This is a genomic window from Chitinophaga ginsengisegetis, assembly GCF_900168065.1.
GTDB classification, from domain to species: domain Bacteria; phylum Bacteroidota; class Bacteroidia; order Chitinophagales; family Chitinophagaceae; genus Chitinophaga; species Chitinophaga ginsengisegetis.
Genome location: NZ_FUZZ01000001.1, coordinates 1,049,190 through 1,072,389, shown reverse-complemented (window position 1 = coordinate 1,072,389; position 23,200 = coordinate 1,049,190). Strand labels below are relative to the sequence as shown.

The following is a 23,200-nucleotide window of genomic DNA, read 5'->3' as shown; positions in this document are numbered from 1 at the left end:
CAATTGTATGTTTCCTGCACTCATACCGCTCATTCCTTTTATAGGCGCCTTCCTGCTCATGCTGGGCTGGAAGCGTTTCGACCGTATAGGCGTTACCGTGATCGGATGCGGCAGTATCGCATTAGCGGCCATTGTGGCCATCATCATTGCCATGCAGTTTGCCACGAACGGCGAACAGGCGATTGTTCAGCATGCCGGCAACTGGCTGGAAGCCGGCGGCTTTAAAACAGGTTTCGATTTCCGGATGGATGCCTTGTCGGTGGTATTTGTGCTGGTGATCACCATTGTGGGTTTCCTGATTCATGTGTATGCATCCGGTTATATGCACGACGAACCGGACTACGCCCGTTTCTTTGCCTGTATGAACTTATTTGTAGGCGCCATGCTTACGCTGGTGATGGCAGATAATTTATTGCTGCTGTACTTCGGCTGGGAAGGCGTGGGCCTTTGCAGTTACCTGCTGATCGGCTTCTGGTATAAAGATCCTGCCAACGGATATGCAGCGCGGAAAGCTTTTATTGTAACACGTGTTGGCGATACCGCTATGGCCATTGCGTTGTTTATGTTATTTCAGTACACCGGCACCTTGAGTATTCCCGGCTTACTGGAAAACAGTACACATATCTGGTCGGCAAACGACGGGGTGATTACTATTATCGCTTTGTTGCTGTTGGGCGGCGCGGTGGGTAAGTCGGCCCAGCTACCGTTGCAAACATGGTTGCCGGATGCGATGGCCGGGCCTACACCGGTGAGTGCATTGATCCATGCTGCCACAATGGTTACAGCAGGCGTTTATCTTATTGCACGTACGCATACTTTATTTGAACTGGCGCCGGCAGCGCAAACCACTACGGCCGTAATAGGCGCTATCACTTTGGTGCTGGCGGGTTTCAGCGCCCTGGTGCAAACGGATATTAAAAGAGTACTGGCTTATTCTACGGTGAGCCAGATCGGGTATATGTTCCTCGCGCTGGGTTGCGGCGCATGGTCGGCGGCGGTATTTCATTTTGTAACGCATGCTTTTTTTAAGGCGCTGTTGTTCATGGCTGCGGGCGCTATTATTGTAGCGCTGCACCACGAGCAGGATATGTTTAAGATGGGTGGATTGAAGAAGCAGCTGCGTAGTGTTTACTGGGTATTCCTGATTGGCTGTGCTTCCCTGGCCGCCATTCCTTTTGTAACAGCGGGATTTTATAGTAAAGACCAGATCATCTGGTTGTCGTGGTCGGCGGCAGGGGGCCATGTGGGCTTCTGGCTGGCGGCCTTGCTGGGCGCGTTACTCACGGGCATGTACACTTTCCGCATGTTCTTCCTGGTATTTTATGGAGAAGAAAAAACGAAGGTGCATCACCGGCCGGGAGGCAGTATGATGATTCCGCTGTATGTTCTGGCGGTATTGTCCACTGTGGCCGGGTTTATAGAACTGCCACATACGATGGGGCATGTAACCTTGTTCAGTAACTGGCTGCAACCGGTGCTGCCGGCGGTATCCATGTTGCATGAAAGCCTTGCGATGGAATGGACTTCGCAGGCATTATCGGCTTTGCTGGCGCTGGGCGGCATTGGGCTGGCGTATGCCTGGGTGGTGAAGCATCCCAAAGGGATGTCCGATTTCCTGGAGATGCCTGCCATTATGTGGCTGCGCGGCTACTGGAGCAGGGGGTGGGACTTTGACGAATTATACAATGTGCTGCTGGTGCGTCCTTTTGTGTACCTGTCGCGTATCAATAAAAGGGATTTGATAGACACGCTCTATACCGGGCTGGCGGCGTTTATGGAATGGTGTCATAACGTGCTCGCACGTACGCAGAGTGGTTTGCTGCGATGGTATATACTGGGCGTGGTACTGGGAGCGGTGGCGATATTGTCGGTATTGATCTGGCGGATTTATATATAACCGGAACGATTAAACGAAAAGTTATGATATTGCTGGTATTGATATTAATCCTTTTTGGCGCGGCATTGTTGTCGTGGGTAGCCGGCGTGAAAAGCCACGCTGCCAGCCGCTGGATAGCCCTTTGCAGCCTGCTGGTGAACCTCGGAATTATTGCAGGGGTGTGGATAGAGCATAGCCATAGCAGCAGCAGCCGGTGGTGGTACCAGTTCCGGATGGATTGGGTACCGCATTTCGGGATCAGTCTGCACCTGGCAATGGATGGTTTAAGTATGCTGATGCTGGCGCTGACATTTTTCCTGGGGGCGCTGGCGGTACTCATTTCCTGGAAAGAGATTCAGACCCGTGTAGGGTTCTTTCACTTTAACCTGTTGTTTGTGTTGTGTGGTATCACGGGTGTTTTCCTGACAATGGATCTTTTCCTGTTTTATTTTTTCTGGGAGATGATGCTGATACCGATGTACTTCCTGATTGGGATCTGGGGCCATGAGCACCGGGAATATGCGGCCAACAAGTTTTTCCTGTTCACACAGGCGGGCGGCTTGCTGATGCTGCTGGCAATACTCGGTTTGTACTTTATACATAAAGCTAACACCAACGTATATACGTTTAATTATTTCGATCTGCTTAATACACCGATGACGCCCTTTATGGAACGTTGGCTGATGCTGGGTTTCCTGATTGCCTTCCTGGTAAAACTGCCGGCAGTGCCCTTTCACACGTGGCTGCCGGATGCGCATACGGAAGCGCCTACTGCGGGTAGTGTCGTGCTGGCCGGGCTGCTGCTGAAAACGGGCGCTTATGGCATCCTCCGGTTTGTATTGCCGCTGTTTCCCGCTGCCGCAGCAGAGATAGCGCCGGTGGCCATGTTGCTGGGCGTAATTGGTATCCTGTATGGCGGCATGCTGGCCTATGCACAAACAGATCTTAAAAGACTGATCGCCTACACCAGCGTGAGTCATATGGGCTTTGTACTGCTGGGTGCTTTCGCCTTTAACGAAATTGCTTACCAGGGAGTAGTGATGCAGATGATTACCCACGGTATCAGCACAGGCGCGTTATTCATTATTGCAGGGGCGTTGTACGAGCGCATACATACCCGCAACCTGCGGCAGATGGGCGGGCTCTGGCTACGGTTGCCTATGATGGGCAGCGCTGCCATGATTTTTGTAATGGCCTCTCTGGGCTTGCCGGGGTTAGGCAATTTTGTAGCGGAATTCCTGGTGCTGCTGGGTAGCTGGCAGGCCAATCATGTGCTTACTATCCTGGCTACTATTGGCCTGGTGGTGGCAACAGCTTATTCGCTGCGCATTATGCAGAAAGTTTTCTTCGGTCCGTGCGACCGGCAATATGCTGTGCCCGATTTAAACGGGCGTGAGCTGGTGATCATAATAGCATTGGTAATAGTAATATGCTGGCTGGGCTTCCATCCGCAACCGGTATTGAACACTTCCCAAAACATTGACTATGTCGTTCGCTGATTTTTTAAGTCTGGGGCCGCTGATAACCCTGTGCGCTGCGGCAGTGATAGCCATGTTGCTGGTAGCAGCCTGGCGTAATCACCGCATCGTGTACAGCTTTTCCCTTCTTGCTTTTGGTATGGCTATGGCGGCGGTGATTCCCGCCATTAAGTATATTCCGCACCCGGTGCCACCGCTGCTGGTAATCGATGAATTTTCCCTCTTTAATTCCGGGTTGATCCTGGTATCGGGATTCATTATCCTGTTGTTGTCGTTTAATTATTTTGAAGAAAGGGAAGAGCGGAAGGAGGAGTACTACATTCTCCTGATCCTGGCTACTATTGGCGCTTTGGTGCTGGTGGTGAGCCGTCACTTTATGTCGCTGTTCCTGGGATTGGAGATACTTAGCATTAGTTTGTATGGATTAATTGCGTACCTGCGTGCCCGTGAGCGGTCTGATGAAGCGGGGATCAAATACCTGATGCTGGCGGCGTTGTCGTCTGCATTCCTGTTGTTTGGGATGGCGCTGGTGTATGCGTTTACCGGTCATATGGATTTCCCCGGAATAGGCGCGGCTTTGCGGGAGGCGGGTTACTTGCCGGTGAGCGTAATGGCGGGTTTTGGTTTGATGTTGATAGGAGTAGGGTTTAAACTGGGCATTGTTCCTTTTCATATGTGGGCGCCGGATATTTATGAAGGCGCACCATTGCCGGTAGCGGCGTTTATTGCTACGGTTTCCAAAGGGGCCATGCTGGTGCTGCTGATCCGTTTTTACCAGGACATTCACGGTAACGACTACCCGATGTTGTGGTGGATAGTGGCTATTATTGCGGTAGCGTCTATGTTTGCTGGCAACTGGCTGGCACTCACACAGCAGAATATCAAACGTATCCTGGCGTATTCTTCTATTGCGCATATGGGTTATATCCTGGTAGCTTTTTTGTCGGGTGTGCAAACCGGGCTGGAGGCATTGGCGTTTTACCTGGTGGCTTATTTTATTACAAGCATCGGCGCTTTTGGGGTGGTGATTGTGATGTCGAGCAGTTCGCAGGATGCGGAAACGATTGCCGATTACAGGGGGCTGTTCTGGCGTTATCCCTGGGTGGCTACGGTGTTTACAGCAATGCTGTTATCGCTGGCGGGTATTCCGCTTACCGCAGGTTTTATCGGTAAGTTTTACGTGGTGCTGGCGGGAGTGGACGGGCACCAGTGGTTCCTGTTGTTTATGCTGGTGATCAATAGTGTGATCGGGTTGTATTATTATATCCGGTTGGTGGCGGCTATGTTTGCGGTGCCTGCAAAGGGGCAGCAAACAACGGTGGTACCGGCCCTGCCCATGGCCGGTAATATTACCCTGGTTATTTTAACCATACTGTTAATAGGGCTGGGTGTATATCCTACTGCTATGATGGCGCTTATTCAGCAAATGATGCGTATCCTGGTTTAACCTGCCCTGTTCTGTTCATCGCTGGTACCGGTTTTCCTTTCGCGGGCGGCTTTAATAGTGGCGCTGCCAAATTTATAGCTGAAGGAAAGGTTTACGGTGCGGAACTGCCAGGTATTGAAGATACTCATGTTCAGGTTGGCAAATTCTGCCGCCCCGCGGTAGCTTTCATTCCGCAGGATATTGTTGTAGCTCAGTTTTACGGTAGCGTTTTTATTCAGGAACATTTTCTGAACACCCAGGTTCAGGTTATACTGTGCATAGCCCCTGAAAATACCAAAAATAAAAGGCGAGTTATAGTAGCCCATTACTTCTACCTTAAAATCTTTTGGAAGGGTAATGGTATTGGTGCTGCTGATATAATAATTAAGGTTAGACCGGTAATAAGGATCATTCGTTACAGGATCTTCAAAGCGGTATTTATTATAGGAGAAATCCGCGTTGTTATCGCTGGTCCACCATTTTGTAAACTGGAAGGGCAGTGTAAACAGGATGCTGTAAATATCTGTTTTGTCGTAGTTGCGTTCCGTGCTGATGGAGGCTTTGGTACTGTCATCCTGCGTAATAAATTCTTCCATCATATCTTTAATCCGGCTATAGCGGAAGGTGACGATGTATTTGTCTTTGAACGTATAGGCCACTTCCGCGATGTTGCTGTATTGCGGCCGGAGGTACGGGTTTCCCCTGAAGTAGGTGTACTTGTCCAGGTAAAACATAAATGGATTCAACTGGCCGTATTGTGGCCTTTCTATCCTGCGTGACATGGCCAGGCTCACTTTATTTTTATCATTGAGCTTTTGTTCCACGGTGATGTTTGGAAAGAAGTCGACATAAGAGCGTTTCACATTTGTGCCGGTCGTAAAAGAAGTCCCGGTAGACTCGGTGTTCTCTACTCTCAGTCCCAGTTGCACATTTGTTTTCTGTATTTGTTTTTTATAAGTGGCGTATGCGGCATAAATATTTTCCTGGTAGTTAAAGCGGTCGCTTAAGCCAGGGGAGGGTTTATAGCTGCCATGAAACAACGAATCAAACTGCAATAGGTTGGTGGTGGTAACGAAGCTGGTTTTAGCGCCTGCTTCCAGTTTACCTTCCTTCCCGAGCGGCCAGCTCAGGTCTGCTTTCAGACTTTTGATAAGCACCTGTGTGCTGCCTGTGGTGCGGATGCTGTTGGGGTTGCGGTTCAGTTGTGTTTTGGCATCGTAGAGGCTATCGTTCAGCTGCATTAAGCGGTGGTTGTTGAACTGTGCATAGTCGGCATCAAAACTGATTTCCCTTCCGCCGGCGGTATCCAGGATTATTTTATAGTTCAGGTTAAGCGCAATGTTATCGAACTTATTGTTGTTGGTGGTGAGGGAATTTACGATAGAATCCGGCGGCATATTTGCCTGACCCAGGTTGGCATCGCTGTAAATCTGGTTGCTAAAGGAATTCTTATAGCCGTTGGCCAGTACGCCGATGGTTTGTTTATCGTTGATAAAGTAATCCATTCCTATTTTCAGGTAGTTGTTTTTAAAGCGGTTGCGCTGAAATATATTTTGCTGAAGATAGGTGGAGCTGCCATCGTTTTCCTTTACATTCCGGCTGTATACGCGGGTAACCTGCCGGGGATAGTCGCCCTGGTCGAAATTACCGAACAGGTTGAATTTTTCCGTTCTCCAGTTAACATTACCGGAAATACCATAGCGGCCGTATCTCGACTGGGTAAGGGTAGCATTTACGTTACCATTGATCCCCGTCATTTTTCCTTTTTTAGTTTTTATGTTGATGATACCACCATTCCCGGAGGCATCATATTTGGCAGATGGACTGGTTAATATTTCAATGGAGGCGATGCTTTCCCCGGGTGTTGTTTTCAGGAGATTGGTTAACTGTTCGCCACTGAGGTAGGTCAGTTTACCATCGATCATTACGGTTACGCTTTGTCCTTTCAGGGTTACGTTTTCGTTGTTATCTACCTGTACGCCCGGCGCCCGGCGGAGCAGGTCCAGGGCGGTATTGCCGGCGGCGCTTACGCTGTTTTCGATGTTCATTACGGTTTTCCCGGCAGAACTCTCAATAAAAGGTTTCTGTGCGGTTACATTCACGGCCTGGAGGTTTTTGCCTAAAGTGTTCAGGCGGATGGTATCCAGGGTGATGGCTTTATGGGAGGCATTGAGCAGAAAAGTTTTGCTGTAGGAGGTGTTGTATCCCATCTGGGACGCCTGGATAAAATAATGGCCGTAGGCTATTTTTTCAAAGGCGCAGCTGCCGTTGGTGGTGGTCAGTTCTCCTTTCACAAGGGACGAGTCCTTAATATTCCTCACCATTACGCTGGTAAAGGGGAGCGGCTTGCCTTCGTGGTCTGTAATTGTCAGTGTAATTTTTCCTGTGGAGTTAGTTTGTTGTGCGAGGGTTGTTTGCACACCAATAAAAAGCATTCCCAGGGCTACGATGATTGTTCTCATACTATCGTTTCCGTTGTAAATTTCTCAAAAGCTAATACCAAAAAAGGGGGGCTGTTATTTCCTGCTGCAGTTCTCCTGGTAGTATTGAAGTGCCTGTCTTAAAACATCCTGTATCTTACCGAGGGGCATGTTTGTTGTTTCATTCATAACACACGACGACGACGGGGTAGTGGAACAAGCAGGCGTTTCCCTGAAATTTCCGAGGGTGATCAGGTAAATAGGCAATTCATCCGGGTTGCTGGCGGAAAGGTAGCCACGGTTGACCATTTTCCCTCCGCATGCTATGATCAGCATAACCACGGTACTCAGGCTTAAAACGATAGCAACTTTTTTCATACCACATTTTTACTAAAGACGAACGGGTACGAAAAAAGTTGCACGGAGGGCGGGAATATTTTTACTGGATAAATTTATCTTTTCCAGAGACGCTGTATGGTAGCGGGTGAACGTTGTTCCAGGAGTATAGTGTGGCCGTCGCTGAGTTCTTCCAGCAGGCCGGTTTGGTAGTAACGTACGGTAAGGAGCTCCAGTCCTTCGTTGTAAACGATTTTAAACTGCTCGTGGAGCGTTTTGATCAGGAGTTCTATCTTCTCCGGGTTATTATCAATACAGCAGGAGAAATTGATCGCCCCGTTCTGCATCAGGTTAATTTTCACCTTCAGCCCGTGGAAGATCTCATAGATATCGCTGATCTTATCTTCGGTAATAAAAGAATAGTCTTTGGAGGTAATATTCAGTAAAACCTGGTTCTTTTTCAGCACAATGATGGGGGGCAGCTGTTTTACATCTACGGTTTCCTTGATCACCGTGCCGGGGAGGTTTTTATCCAGGAAGCATTTCACCAGCAGGGGGATCTGTTTGTTCTGCAGTGGTTTAATAGTTTTCGGGTGAATCACCTGGGCGCCATAGTAGGCCATTTCTATCACTTCACCGTAGCTGATCTCTGGTATATTTACGGTGTTGGGGAACAGCTTGGGATCGGCATTTTTCAGTCCTTCCACATCTTTCCAGATGGTTTGGCTTTCGGCATCGAGCATATTGGCGAAAACGGCGGCAGAGTAATCGCTGCCTTCCCTGCCCAGGGTAACGCTTTCGTTCTGGTCGGTGCTGCCTATAAAGCCCTGTGCAATCACAATATTGGTGCTGTTAAACAGGGGAACCACTTTTTCGGTTACCTGCCGCTGGGTGTAGGGCCAGTCTATATTGGCGTCGCGGAAGTTATCGTCTGTCCGGAAAATATCCCTTACGTCCAGCCAGGTATTGTGGATGCCTATGCTGTTAAAGAAAGCGCTTACAATGGAAGTGCTGAGCAATTCACCCAGTCCAACCAGCTGATCGTAATAGTAATCGTAGGTGCGCAGGGGTTTTTCGCCCAGCGTCCATTCTGCTTCGGTGAAGAATTGCTGCAGCTGGATAAATAAAGGATGATCCTTTGTTCCCAGCAGGGCCTCGGCTACATTTACGTGTTGCTGCTCGATGTTAAAGAGGAGTTGCGCGGCGATTTCCCTTTTGCGCAGGAAAAAGTTCTGTGCTACTTTTTCCAGCTCATTGGTTGTTTTGGCCATTGCAGAAATAACAATGAGGAGTTTCTCGTCCGGAAATGACTGTACAATCTGAGCCACCTGCCGGATACGTTCAACACTTTCTAAACTTGCGCCACCAAACTTGAAAACCTTCATATGATAGTTTATCTTCTTTTAAAAAATTATTTGGCAAAGTAAGACAAGTTTAGAATTGTTTTAAAATCTGTTTGCAGATAAATGACAGTTCTGTTAAAATAGTTTCAATTGACTAAATTCGCCCATACAACCTAACGTTATGAATCTTAAGCAAAAAGTAATGACACTGGATGAATTTACTATCCAGGAGTTACGGAATTACCCGGGAGCCACCGGTCAGTTATCCGGTTTACTGCGTGATATCGGTCTCGCTGCTAAAAGGGTAAATGTGGAAGTAAATAAAGCGGGTATTGCTGATATCCTGGGAGAAGCCGGCAAAACCAATGTGCAGGGCGAATCAGTAAAGAAGCTGGATGAATTTGCCAATGAGCAGTTCATTGATGCACTGGAAACCAGTATTTACTGCTGTGGCGTGGCCTCAGAAGAAAATGAAAACTTCATCCCTTTTCATGATGAGCATTCCAAAAAATCGAAATATGTGGTGTTGATGGACCCCCTGGATGGTTCCGGCAACATTGATGTGAATGTATCTATCGGTACCATTTTCTCCGTATACCGCCGGCTTACACCGGAGGGCTCGGAGTGTGAGCTGGAGGATTTCCTGCAGCCGGGCACCAAGCAGATAGCCGCCGGGTATATCATTTATGGCTCCTCTACCATGATGGTATATGCCACGCGCCGCAGCGTGCAGGGCTTCACCCTGGACCCGTCTATCGGGGAGTTCTGCCTGTCGCACCCCAACCTGAAATGCCCGCCCGACAGTGATATTTTCTCCGTAAATGTGGGTTATTACCACTTATATGAGCATAAAATCCGTAAGTCGATCGATCATTTTATGGCGAGGAACGAAAATGACCGTATTTACCGTCACCGGTTTGTAGGCTGTATGGTAGCTGAAATACACCGTACCCTCATCCAGGGTGGTATTTTCATGTACCCGGCTTTTGGGAAGTACCCGGCCGGCCGTTTAAGGCTTTGTTACGAGTGCAATCCCATGTCGTTTATCATGGAGAAAGCCGGCGGTGTGGCGATGGCTAACGGCAAACAGCGCCTCCTGGAGCTGAAACCTGTACAGCTGCACCAGCGGATGGCCATTTTTATAGGGTCCAAAACAATGATGGACACCTGGCAGCGGATCATGAACGAGTAAGCGTAAAAAAATAATATAAAAAACGGTGTATAGCGGATACAAAATATCCTTTATACACCGTTTTTAATTTCTGGCACCCGGCTTGCTAAACCTGGCCTGGTTTTAATAGTCATATTAGTACTCTTTATTCATTTTTAATTATTAACCATTTTATTTCTATGTCGATTTTGAAGAACCAGCGGATCATTGCGTTATTAGTCGCCCTGTTGGCCGTTTTCCAGGTTAGCGCGTGTTCACGTGCCACCCATGCGGCAGACAGCAGTAATGCAGGTGCCAGCATGGATGACCAGATCCTGTACTACACCAACAAGTTCCGTCAGTCGAAAGGGTTGAAGCCTTTACAGCTGGATGCCACCATCAGCCAGCAGGCGCGCCGCCACAGCCGGGATATGGCCAACGGCAGCACCGGTTTTGGTCATGAGGGATTTGAAGAACGCGTGGCCAACGTTTCCAAAAAAATGGGCCGCGTAGCCAGCGCCGCTGAAAACGTGGCTTATGGCACCCTTGATGCCGAAGCAGTGGTAAATGGATGGATCAAGAGTCCGGGGCACCGTAAAAATATGCTGGGCGATTATACGCTCATTGGTATCGGCACCGCGGATAAAGGGAGGATTACCTTCTTTACGCAGGTGTTTATCAAGCAGTAATTAAAGCGAAGGGGACGGCCGGTGGCTGTCCCCTTCGCTTATGCGCTCTTTTTTTTCGCATTCTTTCTGTAATTTGGCGGCATGGAAAAGAAAAAGATCATTGAGGTAAGTAACCTGGTAAAAAAATACGGGGAGTTTACCGCGGTAAAAGGAATCAGCTTTGAAGTGTTTGAAGGAGAGATCTTTGGCCTGCTGGGGCCCAATGGCGCCGGTAAATCCACTACCCTGGAAATTATTGAAACCCTGCGGGAAAAAACAGCCGGCAAAGTGATGGTGGGAGGTTATGACCTCGACAAAGACCCTAACGATATCAAGAAGATCATCGGCGTACAGCTCCAGAGTTCCGGCTATTATCCCGGACTGAATCTCACAGAACTCATCGAAATGTTTGGCGGCCTGTATAACCAGCCCGTGGAGCCTATGAAGCTCCTGGGGATGTTTAACCTGGAAGATAAGGCCAAAGCAAAATTCAAAGAACTTTCCGGCGGTCAGAAGCAACGTTTTTCCATTGCCACTACGCTGATCAATAAACCACAGATCATTTTCCTGGATGAACCCACTACCGGTCTGGATCCGCAGGCCCGCCGCAATTTGTGGGAGCTGATCCAGCAGGTGCGCAGCCAGGGCACCACCGTGGTGATTACCACGCATTATATGGATGAAGCAGAATTCCTCTGCGACCGTTGCGCCATCGTCGACAGCGGTCTTATTATCGCTATCGACTCACCGGATGCCTTGATTGATAAACTGGTATCTTCCGGTTTTGAAAGAAAGAAAGAAGTGAAGAAAGCGAACCTGGAAGATGTGTTCATTCACCTCACAGGAAAAGACTTACGCGAAGAATAAACCAACACATAACGGATGGAATCACTGAAATATCCTATTGGCCGCTTTGAACCATTGCCGGACTACACGCCGGAAATGCTGCGGGGATTTATTAACGACATCCGCTATTTGCCCCAGCTGGTGGAAATTGCTGTGCAGCAACTGGACGAATACCAGCTGCAAACACCCTACCGCCCGGAAGGGTGGACGGTAGCACAGGTAGTACATCACCTGGCCGACAGCCACATGAACGGATACACCCGCATGAAGCTGGCCCTCACAGAAGAACAGCCGGTAATAAAACCTTACGAGGAACAACTGTGGGCGGAACTACCTGATGTGAAATTTACGCCGGTAAATGTATCTATCACCCTGCTGCATGCCCTGCACAACCGTTGGGTAAGTTTAATGGAGCATTTATCTGAAGCCGGGTGGGAACGTACTTTTGTGCATCCTGCCAATGGCACCAGGCATAATCTGAAAACCCATGCCGCCAATTATTCCTGGCATGGTAAACATCACCTGGAGCATATCCTGCGCCTGAAAGAACGAATGGATTGGTAAAGCATTGTTATTATGAATATGGACTGGAAATTACTCTCATCGGAATATCTTTTTAAAGATGCCTGGCTTACTGCACGTATAGATACCTGCGAAACGCCTGCTGGCAAAATAGTAGCGCCCTATTACGTACTGGAGTACAATAACTGGGTAAACGGTGTGGCGCTCCGGGAAGACGGGCAGGTGATCATGATCCGGCAGTTCCGGCAGGGAGTAGGCAAAACATTGCTGGAAATCCCCGGCGGCACCATGGACCCCACTGATCCGGATCCTTTATTTGCCATGAAACGGGAGATGCTGGAAGAAACCGGGTACGCATTTAAAGAATGGGTGTCGCTCGGCACTATTGCGCCTAATACTGCTTCCAGTAACAACTACACGCATATGTTCCTGGCAACGGGAGGAGTGAAGGTGCAGGACCAGCAACTGGATCACAACGAAGATATTGAAGTGGTGATTATGCCGCTGGAAGAACTACAGCAACTGTTACTGGATAACAAAATAGTACACAGTTTGCATACCACCTGTATCTTTTACGCGTTGCTGTATCTCGGTAAAATGACGATGAAATAACTTACATCACTTCTGCCACAATAAAAAAGCTACCGCAAACGAGGATCATATCATCCGGCTGGGCATGTTGCCTGGCCGCCTGCAGGGCTGCCTGAACGGAGGCATAAGCATGGCCCTGTAACCCGCTGGCAGCCGCCATTTCCGCCAGCGCCACTTCGTCCATCGCGCGGGGAATCTGCGCTTTACAGAAATAATAATGCGCAGTAGGTGGGAACAACGGCAGCACTTTTTCTACTTCCTTATCTTTCACAAATCCTACTACAATGTGTAACTGCTGGTAATTAACATGTCCCAGTTGTTGCATCACTTCGCGGATGCCGGCTTCATTGTGGCCCACATCCAGTACGGTGAGCGGATGCCGCTGAATAACTTCCCAGCGGCCTCTCAGGCCGGTTAGTTTCTTTACATGCGATAACGCCTGGGTGATGTGATCCCAGGTGATGTGCCAGCCATTTTGCTGTAATATTTTTACCGCCGACAATACGCCCATCACATTTTTTTCCTGGTACCGGCCATTCAGATCCAGTTGTAAACGGCGCATCTGCTGTTGGCGTGTATCCAGTAACGTTATAGTGAAGTGATTGCTTTCAATGGCGCCGGAAGCTTCCATCCATTCCTGGTCTGCGAAGTGAATGGGGGCATTCAGTGCGTTGGCGGTATTGATAAATACGTCCTGTACTTCAGACTGTGTTTCGCTGATCACCACCGGTACACCGGCTTTGATGATCCCGGCTTTTTCACCGGCAATTTGCGGGAGGGTATCACCGAGGATATTTTTATGATCATAGCTGATATTGGTGATCAGCGATAGTTCGGGTGTAATCACATTGGTGCTGTCCAGCCGGCCACCGAGGCCCACTTCAATGATGGCAATGTCCACCGCTTCCTGCTGGAAGTAGCGGAATGCCATTGCTACGGTGAGTTCAAAAAAAGAGGGCTGGATGTCTGTAATGTGTGTGCGCATCTGTTCAGTGAAATCCACCACAAAATCTTCCGGTACCATTTGCCCGTTGATGCGGATACGTTCCCTGAAATCCAGCAGGTGGGGAGACGTATATAATCCTGTTTTGTAACCGGCCTGCTGAAAGATAGCGGCCAGCATGTGGCTGGAAGAACCTTTCCCGTTGGTACCGGCTACGTGTATGGTTTTAAAGCTGTGTTGCGGTTGATCCAGCTTATCCAGCAATGCAATGGTGTTATGCAGGTCTGTTTTAAATGCACTGGCGCCTACCCTGGTAAACATGGGCAGCTGTGCATACAGATAGTCCAGCGTTTCTTTGTAAGAGGTCATATCAGTAATTGTTAACCACCGGGCAATCCAACTGGCGGTTACGCTTCTTAAAGAGGCCACCACCGCCCTCACCCCGTTCGAACATGCTTGAGTTTAAGCGCAAAGCTACGAAAGCATTTGCACGGTCCACATGTTTTTGAAAGAGGTTCGTAAAAATTGTACTGGAACCAATCAGGAGGGGACCTATGCGGATACCTGCTCCTACATCGGCCTGGCCGTTGCGGTTAATAGTGAATGGCATATAGGCGCCAAACAGGTAGGTTTCATAGCGTGGCGTAATATTGAATTGCGTTAAAGCGTATGTTTTGGAGACATCGCGGTTACCGGCGGTTAATGCAATAACGGCATGTGCGCTGATAAAAAAGCGGTTGTCGATATTATAATCACCCATCAGGTTGAGCGCTGTGGGCAGCATCATATTAAAAGTAGAATCGGTGCCCAGTGGTGTGAAATAATTATTGAGCCGGCGGGCGTATTGCTGCAGGCTTTCTTTGCTCCGGTACTGGATATCTTTTGGCACTACATTATCCTTCACGAGGCTAAGGTTGGTGTTGGTAGGAGACCGGTTATATTTTATCCTGCCGATGTCAGTAATGGAAGCGCCTATACGAAATTTGTAGTCGTCTGCGTCGGAGTTTTCAGAAGCCCCGAAGCCGCCGTTATCCGGGCGGTATTCGTAGATCACACCGATATCTGCGCCGATGCCGTTATTCTGGAACAGCTGAAGGTTTTTTTGCGCGGGCGATTGCCAGTCGTCCAGTTCTTTATTATAGCCGTAATACAGGGTACCGCTGGTAATAGTGGCATTGCTGGAAGAGTTCAGTCTGAAGTTGGCATCTTTTACGGATGCGTAACCTGCGGCTACACCACTGAGCAGTTTCAGGGTAACGCCGGCTTTCCAGCGGCCGCTGTAGGTTTCTTTGATGGTGCGTGCATAACTAAAGCCCAGTTCATGCCAGATGTGGGAAGAAACGCCTGCCTGCGGGATACTCAAATTTTTGTTGACATAGCCCGGATTGGGAAAATCCACTCCAAAGAAATTAGCGATGGGCGTGGTGATGTTACCACCGCTGCTACTGCTGCGCATACGCCATACAAAGGAAACGGATTGTTTTTCATCGATGGCATATAATACAGATGGTAATACAATTTCCGCCATTTCCCAGCCCATTTGTTTCCTGTTGGCACCTTCATCAAGGAAGTAATCGCGGTTCCGTACAAAAGAGTCAGGTCTGTTAAACAGTAAGGATTTTGGACCGCTTACATAAGTGTTGCCAACGTTTACATCTGCACCAATAATGTTTACATCCCATTTATAGCGATAGCCGGCTGCACTGGCGGGGTTGGAGAATACTCCGTAAATACCCGCGTAGTTACTGTTATTGTAACCCGGGAAAGTTTGAGCCACAGCGGCTTGCATCAGCACGAGCAATATTGCGGTGCCGGAAAAGATACGGTTAAGTTTTACAATCATCGTTGGCGATAAAAAATAGGTTCCTCGAAATGACACAAAAAGTTTGCTCTTGTCAGTTTTTACAATCATAGGTAGAGATGTAGGAACGAATCAAATTTTTGGATGAAGCTATGCCGTTTCGGATCAGTTCCTGGTCCGATAAATAAAACAGCTTCTTTAAAAATCTGTATATATTATTTACTCTGCTTATTCTGCTTTGAAAAAGAAGCGTATCACTCCAAACTGCTCTTCCGGCGCGTCTGGGTTAGCATTGTATTTCAGTTGTCCGCTGGAGGCAGCCTTTTTGGCTATCTCAATCAGGCGGGGGTTACTGATAGTAGATCCTTTCATACTAAAAGTGGCGGAAGTCACATTTCCCTTTTGATCTACTTTTATATTGATGGCTACATAGCCTGTTTCGGTGCCGTCGTAAGTAACCTGTGGTCTGCCGATGAGGCTTCTGCCGTTCAGGTGGAAATCGGAGCGTCCGCCGCCGAGTCCACCGCCCGTATATCCGCCGCCGTTAGGGTTACCACCCAATTGGCCACGATCGCCGGGTTTGCCGGTATTACCTTCTCCTGTAGCATTATTGGAGCCATTGGCGCTGTTACCGCTGTTGGCACTGTTGCCGGTGCCGCCCGAAAATACCGCCTTTGGTTTTGGTGCGGGAGGTGTTGGCGCCGGTGGTGTTTCTGCAGGTTTCTTTGTAGGTTTTACAGGTTTTGGTTCTAATTTCTTTGGAATTTCTTTTGGTTTCTCTACCGGCTTTTCCGGTTTTTTTATTTCCGGTGCATCCTCTTCATCCTGGGTGGCAATGTCCTGCTGAGGCTCGGTGTTGGCCGGAGCGGTAGCAGTCGGACTTTCGGCAGCTGCTGGTTCAGGCGCCGCTGCACTGGGCGGGTTGGGGTTTAATGGTTGTTCATCTCCCATGCCATCGTCGGAAGTACCCAAATTCACTTCCATGCCCAGATCCTGGTCCGGTAACGGGGGAGGTGCAGAAAAACCGGTAAATACCAGCGCCACTAACAGCAATGCATGCACGCCGATAGTGATCCCTAAAGCCTGTATATTTTTTTTACCGTTTTTTTCCTCCATGATAACCTTATTGAGTGCCTGTTCAGACCAAAGTTAATGTTTTGATCCAGAAAAAATAATCGCTCATCAAAAGATGAATTCCGGATCTTTGCAAAAACTGTGCTGTTAATCCAATTATACTAAATTATTTTTCACCGATTTTATGAACCTTGCCAGACAAACGATCCGTCTTTATCAAAATGCTTATACTGGTCTTGCTCCTGCTACCTGGTGGTTGTCGCTTGTATTGCTGATCAACAGGAGCGGAACGATGGTCATTCCCTTTATGACCGTATATCTCACGCAACATCTTCATTTCAGTATTGCCCAGGCAGGCCTGGTAATGGCCTGTTTTGGTACCGGTGCCATCGTTGGCGCCCTTTTGGGCGGATGGCTGTCTGATAAGATCGGTTTCTACCAGGTACAGTTCTGGAGTCTTTTCTCTAACGGATTATTATTCATTTTATTGGGTCAGATGCGCACCTTTGAGCAAATATGTGTATGCGTATTTGTGATGAGTTCTGTGGGTGATGCCTTCCGGCCGGCCAACAGTATTGCTATTGCCGCCTATAGCCTGCCGGAAAACCGTACCCGGTCATATGCGCTGAACCGGCTGGCGGTAAACCTCGGATGGTCGGTAGGTCCCGCTGTTGGCGGTATCCTTGCCAGCTTCAGCTACCAGCTGCTTTTCTGGGTAGATGGCTTCACCTGTATGCTGGCCGCCATCCTGATGCGGATTTTCCTGCCACCGGTACCGGCGCCGCCAAAGACAGCCAAAACAGCCGTAAAGAAAGAAGATAAGGTATGGAGGGATCATATTTACCTTTGGTTCCTGCTTTTTGCTACCGTGAATGCGATCTGCCTGTTCCAGTTTTCCAGCATTGTGCCTTTATATTTTAAAGAAGTGATGCACATGGAAGAATGGGCGATTGGTTTGAATATGTCTGTGAACGGAATCCTGATTGCACTGGTGGAAATGGTGATGGTATACCGCCTCGACGGGAAAATGCCTAACCTGTCCTTTGTGGCCCGTGGCGCTATGATGGTTTGCTTCTCCTATATGTTGCTTTGTTTCCTGCCACCCGTATGGGCGTTGGCGGTGGTGTTTATGGTAGTGATCACCTTCGGGGAAATGTTTTGCCTTCCCTTTATGAACAGTTTCTGGATTGGCAGGAGCCTGGACCATAACCGCGGGCAGTATGCCGCGCTTTATACCATTTCGTACTCCCTGGCCAATATTGTATCGCCCACAACCGGGGCTTTTGTGGTACAGCATCTTGGATTTAAGCCGTGGTGGGGGATTACAGCGCTGGGGTGCGTGTTGTCGGGCGGCGGGTTTTTATGGTTGCAGAAGAAAGTAGGACGGGCAGCCTGAGTATTTGAGATATTGTCCAACACTTTACCATTATTGCCACATAATCGCTAATTTTGCAGAGAAATTAGTAAAATTGGTTAATGAAAGTAATTCAATTTACTGTCCCGGTTGCCGATGAAGGTGCTGTAGTAATACAGGAAGATATCCTCCCTTACTTCTATAATTACCTGCATCGTCACAAAGAGGCGCAGGTAACACTTATTATAAAGGGAGAAGGCACCCTGATTGCCGGGAACTATACCCAACCATTCAAGGCCGGAGATATTTATGTGATTGGCGCCAATCAGCCCCATATGTTTAAAGGGGATGCCCGGTATTTTGAAAATTTACAGGAGAAGAATATCCATGCCATCCATATCTTTTTCGATCATGAACATGCACTACAGGGTTTATTTTCCCTGAAAGAGATGGACTCCGTAAGGAAGTTCCTGCAACTCACTGCCAACAGTTTGCAACTGCCTGCTGAATACGCAGAGAAAACAGCTACAGATATATTAAAGATTTCCCGGCTCAGCGGTGCAGAAAGGTTACTGGCGTTTGTGGGCATGCTGGTGTATTTCTCCAAACAGGTGAAGGACTGGAAGTCGTTATCCACGGGCTTTTCCCGGCACTCTTACAGCGAGTCGGAAGGGCTGCGGATGAATGATATTTACCAGTATACGCTGGAGCATTATGCAGAAAATATTTCGCTTGGACAAATTGCCAGTGTGGCACATCTTACTACCTACGCTTTTTGCAAATACTTTAAAAAACATACGCGCAAAACCTACCTTGAATTTCTGAACGAGATCAGGATCAATGTGGCGTGCAAGAATATTATCAACGGGGATTTTGACAGCATTGCAGCAGTAGCATATGCTACCGGATATAATAACCCGATCACCTTTAACCGGGTATTCAGAAAGGTGACCGGTATGTCGCCTTCCGCTTATGCGAGGCAATACCGCTTTGCGGAAGAACTAAAGTAGCAGCAACCCCATTAAAGCCCACCTCTAATAAAGGCGCCACCTGCGAATGCTGGCCGATCACATCGTTATTATTCTCTTTGATGCAGGCTTTATCACGACCTTAAAAAACCTGGAAGATCTGTTAACCACTTTATCGCAGAAATAATAAACCGAAAGATCAACAATCTAAAAATAAAAGTTATGAGAACAATCAATCCGTGGATCAACTTCAATGGGAATGCCGAAGAAGCATTCACTTTTTACAGATCTGTTTTCGGCGGAGAATTCACCAGGGTCATTCGTTTCAAGGACCTGGCAAGCGATGAATTTCCGGTACCGGAAAAGGAAGCAAACAAAATAATGACCATCGCTTTGCCTCTTGGCAAACACAATGTGTTAATTGCCAATGATGTTCCTGAATTTATGGGACGGGTAAACGAAAACGAGAACAGGTCGAAAATTTCAGTTAGTGCAGAAAGCCGTGAAGAAGCTGACAAAATATTTAACGGATTATCGGCAGGCGGAGAAGTAGAGGGACCTATTGGTGACAGTCCGTGGGGTACATACGCCGGAATGTTTAGAGACAAATATGGTATTGAATGGATTGTAGAGTTTGACCCGGCTTATAAGGGGTAAGGTTAACAGTGTTCTTTCGTTGGCACCCCTGCTGCTTGTGCAGCACCCAGGCAAAGAGGCTACCCCTTTTTGAGACAGCCTCTTTTTTAATGTTCCTTATTATTTTCAGTGAGCAAAGTCGCTCATATAATCACCGGTAATACGCTCCATCGGAGGATTAAAGTAACCGAATTTCAGATCCGGGAATTCTTCATGGATCAGTTCCTGTAACTGTTTTATCCCTAAGCATTCTCCCGTTTCCGTTACGCCCAGTTTACCGAGGTACCAGTCGGGATCAATATTGAAATTACGCCACTGGATCATATTCAGACCGGTTTCCCGGATCAGTTTACGCAGTGCTTCATATTCATCTGCGCTGTCTGTCATGCCCGGAAATACGAAGTAGTTGATAGAGGTCCAGCCGCCGAATTCACGCACTACTTTCAGGCTTTCGATGATGTCTTCAAAAACGTAGTTGTTAGGGCGGTAATACGGGGTGTAATATTTTTCCTGTGCGGAGTTCAGGCTTACGCGGATACTGTTCAGGCCCGCTTCACACAAGGCTCTTACGGCATCCGGTTTGCTGCCGTTGGTGTTGATATTGATACTGCCTTTTGGCGTGTGTTTACGTATTTCCAGGATGGATTCGCGGATGGTTTCCCACATCAGCAGCGGTTCGCCTTCACAGCCCTGTCCGAAGCTAACGATAGGGAAAGGAGCTGATTCCAGGTGAGGTACGGTGTATTCCACAATTTCCTCCGCGGTTGGTTTAAAGCGCAAACGATCCTGTGTAGAAACAATGCTTTCTTCTTCCGGCTGGAATGAAATGCATCCAACACAATTGGCATTACATGCAGGAGAGGAAGGAATAGGGCATTCCCATCTTCCCATAAAATAATTACGCGCGGCAGGACACTCATAAGTGAGTGCGCAATTTTCCGCGAGATGCTGTACCAGCCTGTTATGCGGATATGCTTCCACCAGGGTTTTTACGCCCTGCTTTACCTTTTTATCATCAAAGCCCGCGCATTCCTGGCGGATATCTGCTTCAATACGGGTGGCGGGTACGTAAAACTTACCATCCAGCCAGCCTACTGCGGTATAGCAGAACAGCGGCAGGGTGGGGGCATCCGGCATGGTTTCGTAGGCAGCCAGGTAAAAGCCGGTATGCGCCGGCGGTATAAATGCGGCTACGGCCCATCCTTTATCACAAAGCTGCATATCGCCGGTGGTGGCATTGATACCAATACCCCGGCGGCCGGGCAACTCATACAAATTACCTCCTTCCGGTAATTCAATCCATTCATCTGCTTCTACCGGCCACGCATCCCAGCCGCTACGGCCGGTTACATGCATGGTAGTATCTTCAAAAATATTACCGTTACCGTCTGAGTATAATATGTAAGGTGTTTGTTTTAGCATTTTTTGTTTTTATGTTATTGAACCCTGCTCCGGAAAAAATCATTCAGTGCTTCCCTTTGTGCTGCGCCTGGTTCATCCAGTATTTCCAGTTGCAGAATCTTATTGTTCTTAAAGTCTATTGTGAGCAGATCGTTCCGCAAAATTACGTTATTCAGTTCGTTCCAGCCAACCAGCCTTTTTGAGAAGGTAGTGGGCAGGGTAATCCCGGTGGTATCCATCTTTACGTAAGAAGGTTGGAAAATACGGTATTCCATCCAGCCTACGTAGGCGAGCCCGGCGCCTACCAGGAACAGCAGCAATGCGGTAACCGGGTTGAGGTGCGACAGGAAGTACAAACTGCCGGTAAGACAAATGAGCGCTTCTATCATCCGTGCTACAGTGTTGGCTTCGGTAAATTTCTTAAACCTTCTCATGGTAAAAGGGAAGCCAATACATAATATGCCTATTACCAGGAAAAAAAACACCAGGAACCAGTTAGGTTGCGGACTGCGGTAAATACCGATCGCGTTAAACAGGAACAGTATGCCGGTAAGCCCATGCATTACCGGGAGCAACCGGATTCTGCTGGGGGTATTCGGATGCAGGATGCGCAAACTATGCATGAACAGGAATGTGAGATTAAGAATTAGAACTGATCAACAGGTTGCAAAGTTTGAACAACACACGGGCGCCTACGTTGGCATCCCATTCGTCGTGTGAAGTGCTTACTTCGTTCAGGTCAAAACCGATCAGTTTTCTACCGCTTTCGAGTACTTTTTTAAAGAGATAGTATACCTGTTCTGCTTCAAAACCGCCTGCTACCGGGGTGCCGGTATGCGGGCATAATTTCGGATCCAGTCCGTCGATATCAAAACTGATATATACCTGTTGTGGTAAAGCAGCTACAATGCTGTCGCAGATAGCTTTCCAGGATTCTCCTTCAAATTGTCTTTCCTTGATTTGTTTATCAAAGAAGGTAACTACGCGGCCTTCGCTGTTATTGATATAATCCACTTCTTCTTCGCAATAATCGCGGATGCCTACCTGTACCAGTTTAGAGAGCTGCGGTACTTCTGCCAGCGCATTAAACATAATAGAGGCGTGGGAGTATTTGAATCCTTCGTATGCATCACGGAGGTCGCAATGGGCATCGATCTGGAGGATACCAAATTCGCCCTTGTGTTCACCGATTGCTTTGAAGAAGCCGAGTGGCGTACTGTGGTCGCCGCCCACCAAACCAACCAGCTTACCTTTTTCCAGGAGCGCTTTGGTTTGGGTGTATACCCATTCATTCATGGCCCTGGTACCGTTGCTCACGTCTACCAGTGTTTTTTTCAGGAATTCATTTTCAGAAATATCTCCCCCTTCGGTCAGGAATTTCAGGTACAGCTCTGCTTCCTTGCGCAGGTAATCGCTGCGCAGCAGGAGGTGCTTGTCTGGTTCCCGCATGTAGAAACCCTGTTTCCAGCCGTCTTTTACATCTGCGTCGTACAGGTCTACCTGGAAGGAAGCCCTGAAAATATGTTCGGGGCCGCGGGCCGTACCATTATTATAGGAAACGGTTACTTCCCAGGGAACAGGTAATAACACCAGTCTTGCCTCTTCTTCGGAAAAAGGTAAGCCAAAAACGTTGTTGGACAGCAGGCCAACCGAGTTAGGGTCAAATTGAGATAAATCTGCCATGATAAAGTCGTACTTTTCTAAATTCCGCGCAAAGATAGGATTATGTTTACTTACAGCCGTCCTTCTCATAAAAAGAATTGCCTTTTATATAAAATTTGTCGGAAGAAGGTCATTTTGACTTAATTTTGCCGATTAATCGGAAACAAATAAAGTAAGGCAAAAAGGAAGGAATAGTAGAAGCGGCGTTGGTAAAGGGTTTTTGCAGCTTGTGTCTAATCAATAGGGAAGATAATTTTCATATGAAAAAAACAAATATTATTCTGCTGGTGGTAATTGCGGTGGCAATTGGAGTGATAGTGACTATGGTGGGTGATTTCAGTACCTATGAAACTTTCGCAACAGCCCGTGAGAAAGAAGGGAAGGAGTTTCACGTAATTGGTAAACTCGATACCCTGAAAGCAATGAGCTACGATCCGGCTAAAGATGCCAACCTGTTCAGCTTCTATGTCCACGATAAAACCGGGGAATCCCATAAAGTAGTTTTCTACGGCGCCAAACCTACCGACTTTGAAAAAGCCGAATCCATTGTACTGACCGGTAAAATGGAAGGCTCAGAATTTCACTGCAGCAAAATACTGATGAAATGTCCTTCCAAGTATAAGGACGACCAGGTTGCAGTAAGCAACAAACAGATATAATTAGCTATATGTATATGATTGTCGTCGTAGGATGATCAATGCCACA

At 47.9% G+C, this 23,200-nt stretch carries 21 protein-coding genes; 12 read left to right on the top strand and 9 right to left on the bottom strand.

Translation table 11 applies throughout. The features are described 5' to 3' along the window. Nucleotides 1–7: 7 nt before the first annotated feature. Genes nuoL through B5Z18_RS04085 form a run of 3 tightly spaced genes read left to right on the top strand, consistent with a single transcriptional unit; the run spans nucleotide 8 to nucleotide 4,801 of the window. A complete protein-coding gene (gene nuoL / locus B5Z18_RS04095; RefSeq protein ID WP_079468112.1) occupies nucleotides 8–1,897 on the top strand; it encodes an NADH-quinone oxidoreductase subunit L in 1,890 nt (629 codons plus the stop codon). Between the two features lie 23 nt (nucleotides 1,898–1,920). After that, the gene (gene nuoM / locus B5Z18_RS04090) at nucleotides 1,921–3,375 is read left to right on the top strand and encodes an NADH-quinone oxidoreductase subunit M (RefSeq protein WP_079468111.1); all 1,455 of its coding nucleotides are present in this window, start codon (nucleotides 1,921–1,923) and stop codon (nucleotides 3,373–3,375) included. Continuing rightward, nucleotides 3,362–4,801 carry an NADH-quinone oxidoreductase subunit N gene (locus tag B5Z18_RS04085; RefSeq protein ID WP_079468110.1) on the top strand — a complete coding sequence of 480 codons (1,440 nt, stop codon included), beginning with the start codon at nucleotides 3,362–3,364 and terminating at the stop codon, nucleotides 4,799–4,801. The genes nuoM and B5Z18_RS04085 overlap by 14 nt, the downstream gene beginning before the upstream one ends. Here the strand turns inward: B5Z18_RS04085 and B5Z18_RS04080 are convergent. The 3 genes from B5Z18_RS04080 to B5Z18_RS04070 all read right to left on the bottom strand — a co-directional run bounded on the left by B5Z18_RS04080 (nucleotide 4,798) and on the right by B5Z18_RS04070 (nucleotide 8,921). Continuing rightward, nucleotides 4,798–7,242 carry a TonB-dependent receptor gene (locus tag B5Z18_RS04080; protein ID WP_079468109.1) on the bottom strand — a complete coding sequence of 815 codons (2,445 nt, stop codon included), beginning with the start codon at nucleotides 7,240–7,242 and terminating at the stop codon, nucleotides 4,798–4,800. The two genes, B5Z18_RS04085 and B5Z18_RS04080, sit on opposite strands and share 4 nt — an antisense overlap. A gap of 54 nt (nucleotides 7,243–7,296) precedes the next feature. Next, entirely contained in the window at nucleotides 7,297–7,578 is a 282-nt protein-coding gene (locus tag B5Z18_RS04075) for a hypothetical protein (protein WP_079468108.1), read from the bottom strand. 74 nt (nucleotides 7,579–7,652) lie between these two features. Further along, nucleotides 7,653–8,921: an aspartate kinase gene (locus tag B5Z18_RS04070; RefSeq protein ID WP_079468107.1), complete on the bottom strand. Its 1,269-nt coding sequence runs from the start codon at nucleotides 8,919–8,921 to the stop codon at nucleotides 7,653–7,655. A 139-nt stretch (nucleotides 8,922–9,060) separates the two neighbouring features. Between B5Z18_RS04070 and fbp the strand changes: the two genes are divergently transcribed. The 5 genes from fbp to B5Z18_RS04045 all read left to right on the top strand — a co-directional run bounded on the left by fbp (nucleotide 9,061) and on the right by B5Z18_RS04045 (nucleotide 12,677). Next, the gene (gene fbp, locus B5Z18_RS04065; RefSeq protein ID WP_079468106.1) at nucleotides 9,061–10,071 is read left to right on the top strand and encodes a class 1 fructose-bisphosphatase; all 1,011 of its coding nucleotides are present in this window, start codon (nucleotides 9,061–9,063) and stop codon (nucleotides 10,069–10,071) included. 158 nt (nucleotides 10,072–10,229) lie between these two features. Further along, nucleotides 10,230–10,718, top strand: coding sequence for a CAP domain-containing protein (locus B5Z18_RS04060; protein WP_200817195.1), 489 nt, complete (start codon nucleotides 10,230–10,232; stop codon nucleotides 10,716–10,718). An 81-nt stretch (nucleotides 10,719–10,799) separates the two neighbouring features. Next, nucleotides 10,800–11,564 carry an ABC transporter ATP-binding protein gene (locus B5Z18_RS04055; RefSeq protein WP_079468105.1) on the top strand — a complete coding sequence of 255 codons (765 nt, stop codon included), beginning with the start codon at nucleotides 10,800–10,802 and terminating at the stop codon, nucleotides 11,562–11,564. Between the two features lie 15 nt (nucleotides 11,565–11,579). Beyond that, nucleotides 11,580–12,107: a YfiT family bacillithiol transferase gene (locus B5Z18_RS04050; RefSeq protein WP_079468104.1), complete on the top strand. Its 528-nt coding sequence runs from the start codon at nucleotides 11,580–11,582 to the stop codon at nucleotides 12,105–12,107. 18 nt (nucleotides 12,108–12,125) lie between these two features. Continuing rightward, nucleotides 12,126–12,677 carry an NUDIX hydrolase gene (locus B5Z18_RS04045; RefSeq protein ID WP_235015871.1) on the top strand — a complete coding sequence of 184 codons (552 nt, stop codon included), beginning with the start codon at nucleotides 12,126–12,128 and terminating at the stop codon, nucleotides 12,675–12,677. Nucleotide 12,678: 1 nt separating this feature from the next. On the opposite strand, the gene B5Z18_RS04040 is transcribed toward B5Z18_RS04045, so the two are convergent. From B5Z18_RS04040 to B5Z18_RS04030, 3 genes are all read right to left on the bottom strand, one after another. Then, nucleotides 12,679–13,968, bottom strand: coding sequence for a bifunctional folylpolyglutamate synthase/dihydrofolate synthase (locus B5Z18_RS04040; protein WP_079468102.1), 1,290 nt, complete (start codon nucleotides 13,966–13,968; stop codon nucleotides 12,679–12,681). Nucleotide 13,969: 1 nt separating this feature from the next. Then, nucleotides 13,970–15,442 (bottom strand): DUF5723 family protein, encoded by a 1,473-nt coding sequence (locus tag B5Z18_RS04035; protein WP_143313484.1) that lies wholly within the window; start codon nucleotides 15,440–15,442, stop codon nucleotides 13,970–13,972. A gap of 186 nt (nucleotides 15,443–15,628) precedes the next feature. Further along, nucleotides 15,629–16,516, bottom strand: coding sequence for a hypothetical protein (locus B5Z18_RS04030; protein WP_079468100.1), 888 nt, complete (start codon nucleotides 16,514–16,516; stop codon nucleotides 15,629–15,631). 142 nt (nucleotides 16,517–16,658) lie between these two features. Here B5Z18_RS04030 and B5Z18_RS04025 point away from each other — a divergent pair, with 142 nt between their 5' ends. From B5Z18_RS04025 to B5Z18_RS04015, 3 genes are all read left to right on the top strand, one after another. After that, entirely contained in the window at nucleotides 16,659–17,870 is a 1,212-nt protein-coding gene (locus B5Z18_RS04025; protein WP_079468099.1) for an MFS transporter, read from the top strand. Nucleotides 17,871–17,950: 80 nt separating this feature from the next. After that, the gene (locus tag B5Z18_RS04020; protein ID WP_079468098.1) at nucleotides 17,951–18,838 is read left to right on the top strand and encodes an AraC family transcriptional regulator; all 888 of its coding nucleotides are present in this window, start codon (nucleotides 17,951–17,953) and stop codon (nucleotides 18,836–18,838) included. A gap of 180 nt (nucleotides 18,839–19,018) precedes the next feature. Next, entirely contained in the window at nucleotides 19,019–19,453 is a 435-nt protein-coding gene (locus B5Z18_RS04015) for a VOC family protein (protein ID WP_079468097.1), read from the top strand. A gap of 105 nt (nucleotides 19,454–19,558) precedes the next feature. Here B5Z18_RS04015 and B5Z18_RS04010 read toward each other — a convergent pair whose 3' ends face one another. The 3 genes from B5Z18_RS04010 to B5Z18_RS04000 are packed head-to-tail and all read right to left on the bottom strand — an operon-like array spanning nucleotide 19,559 to nucleotide 22,516. Beyond that, entirely contained in the window at nucleotides 19,559–20,854 is a 1,296-nt protein-coding gene (locus tag B5Z18_RS04010) for a radical SAM family protein (RefSeq protein ID WP_079468096.1), read from the bottom strand. A 14-nt stretch (nucleotides 20,855–20,868) separates the two neighbouring features. After that, nucleotides 20,869–21,456, bottom strand: a complete 588-nt coding sequence (locus B5Z18_RS04005) for a hypothetical protein (RefSeq protein ID WP_079468095.1) — start codon at nucleotides 21,454–21,456, stop codon at nucleotides 20,869–20,871. A 16-nt stretch (nucleotides 21,457–21,472) separates the two neighbouring features. Further along, nucleotides 21,473–22,516 carry an agmatinase family protein gene (locus tag B5Z18_RS04000; protein WP_079469967.1) on the bottom strand — a complete coding sequence of 348 codons (1,044 nt, stop codon included), beginning with the start codon at nucleotides 22,514–22,516 and terminating at the stop codon, nucleotides 21,473–21,475. A gap of 239 nt (nucleotides 22,517–22,755) precedes the next feature. On the opposite strand from B5Z18_RS04000, the gene B5Z18_RS03995 reads away from it, so the two are divergent. After that, on the top strand, nucleotides 22,756–23,154 hold the full coding sequence (locus B5Z18_RS03995; RefSeq protein ID WP_079468094.1) for a cytochrome c maturation protein CcmE domain-containing protein: 399 nt from the start codon (nucleotides 22,756–22,758) through the stop codon (nucleotides 23,152–23,154). The last annotated feature ends 46 nt before the right edge of the window (nucleotides 23,155–23,200 follow it).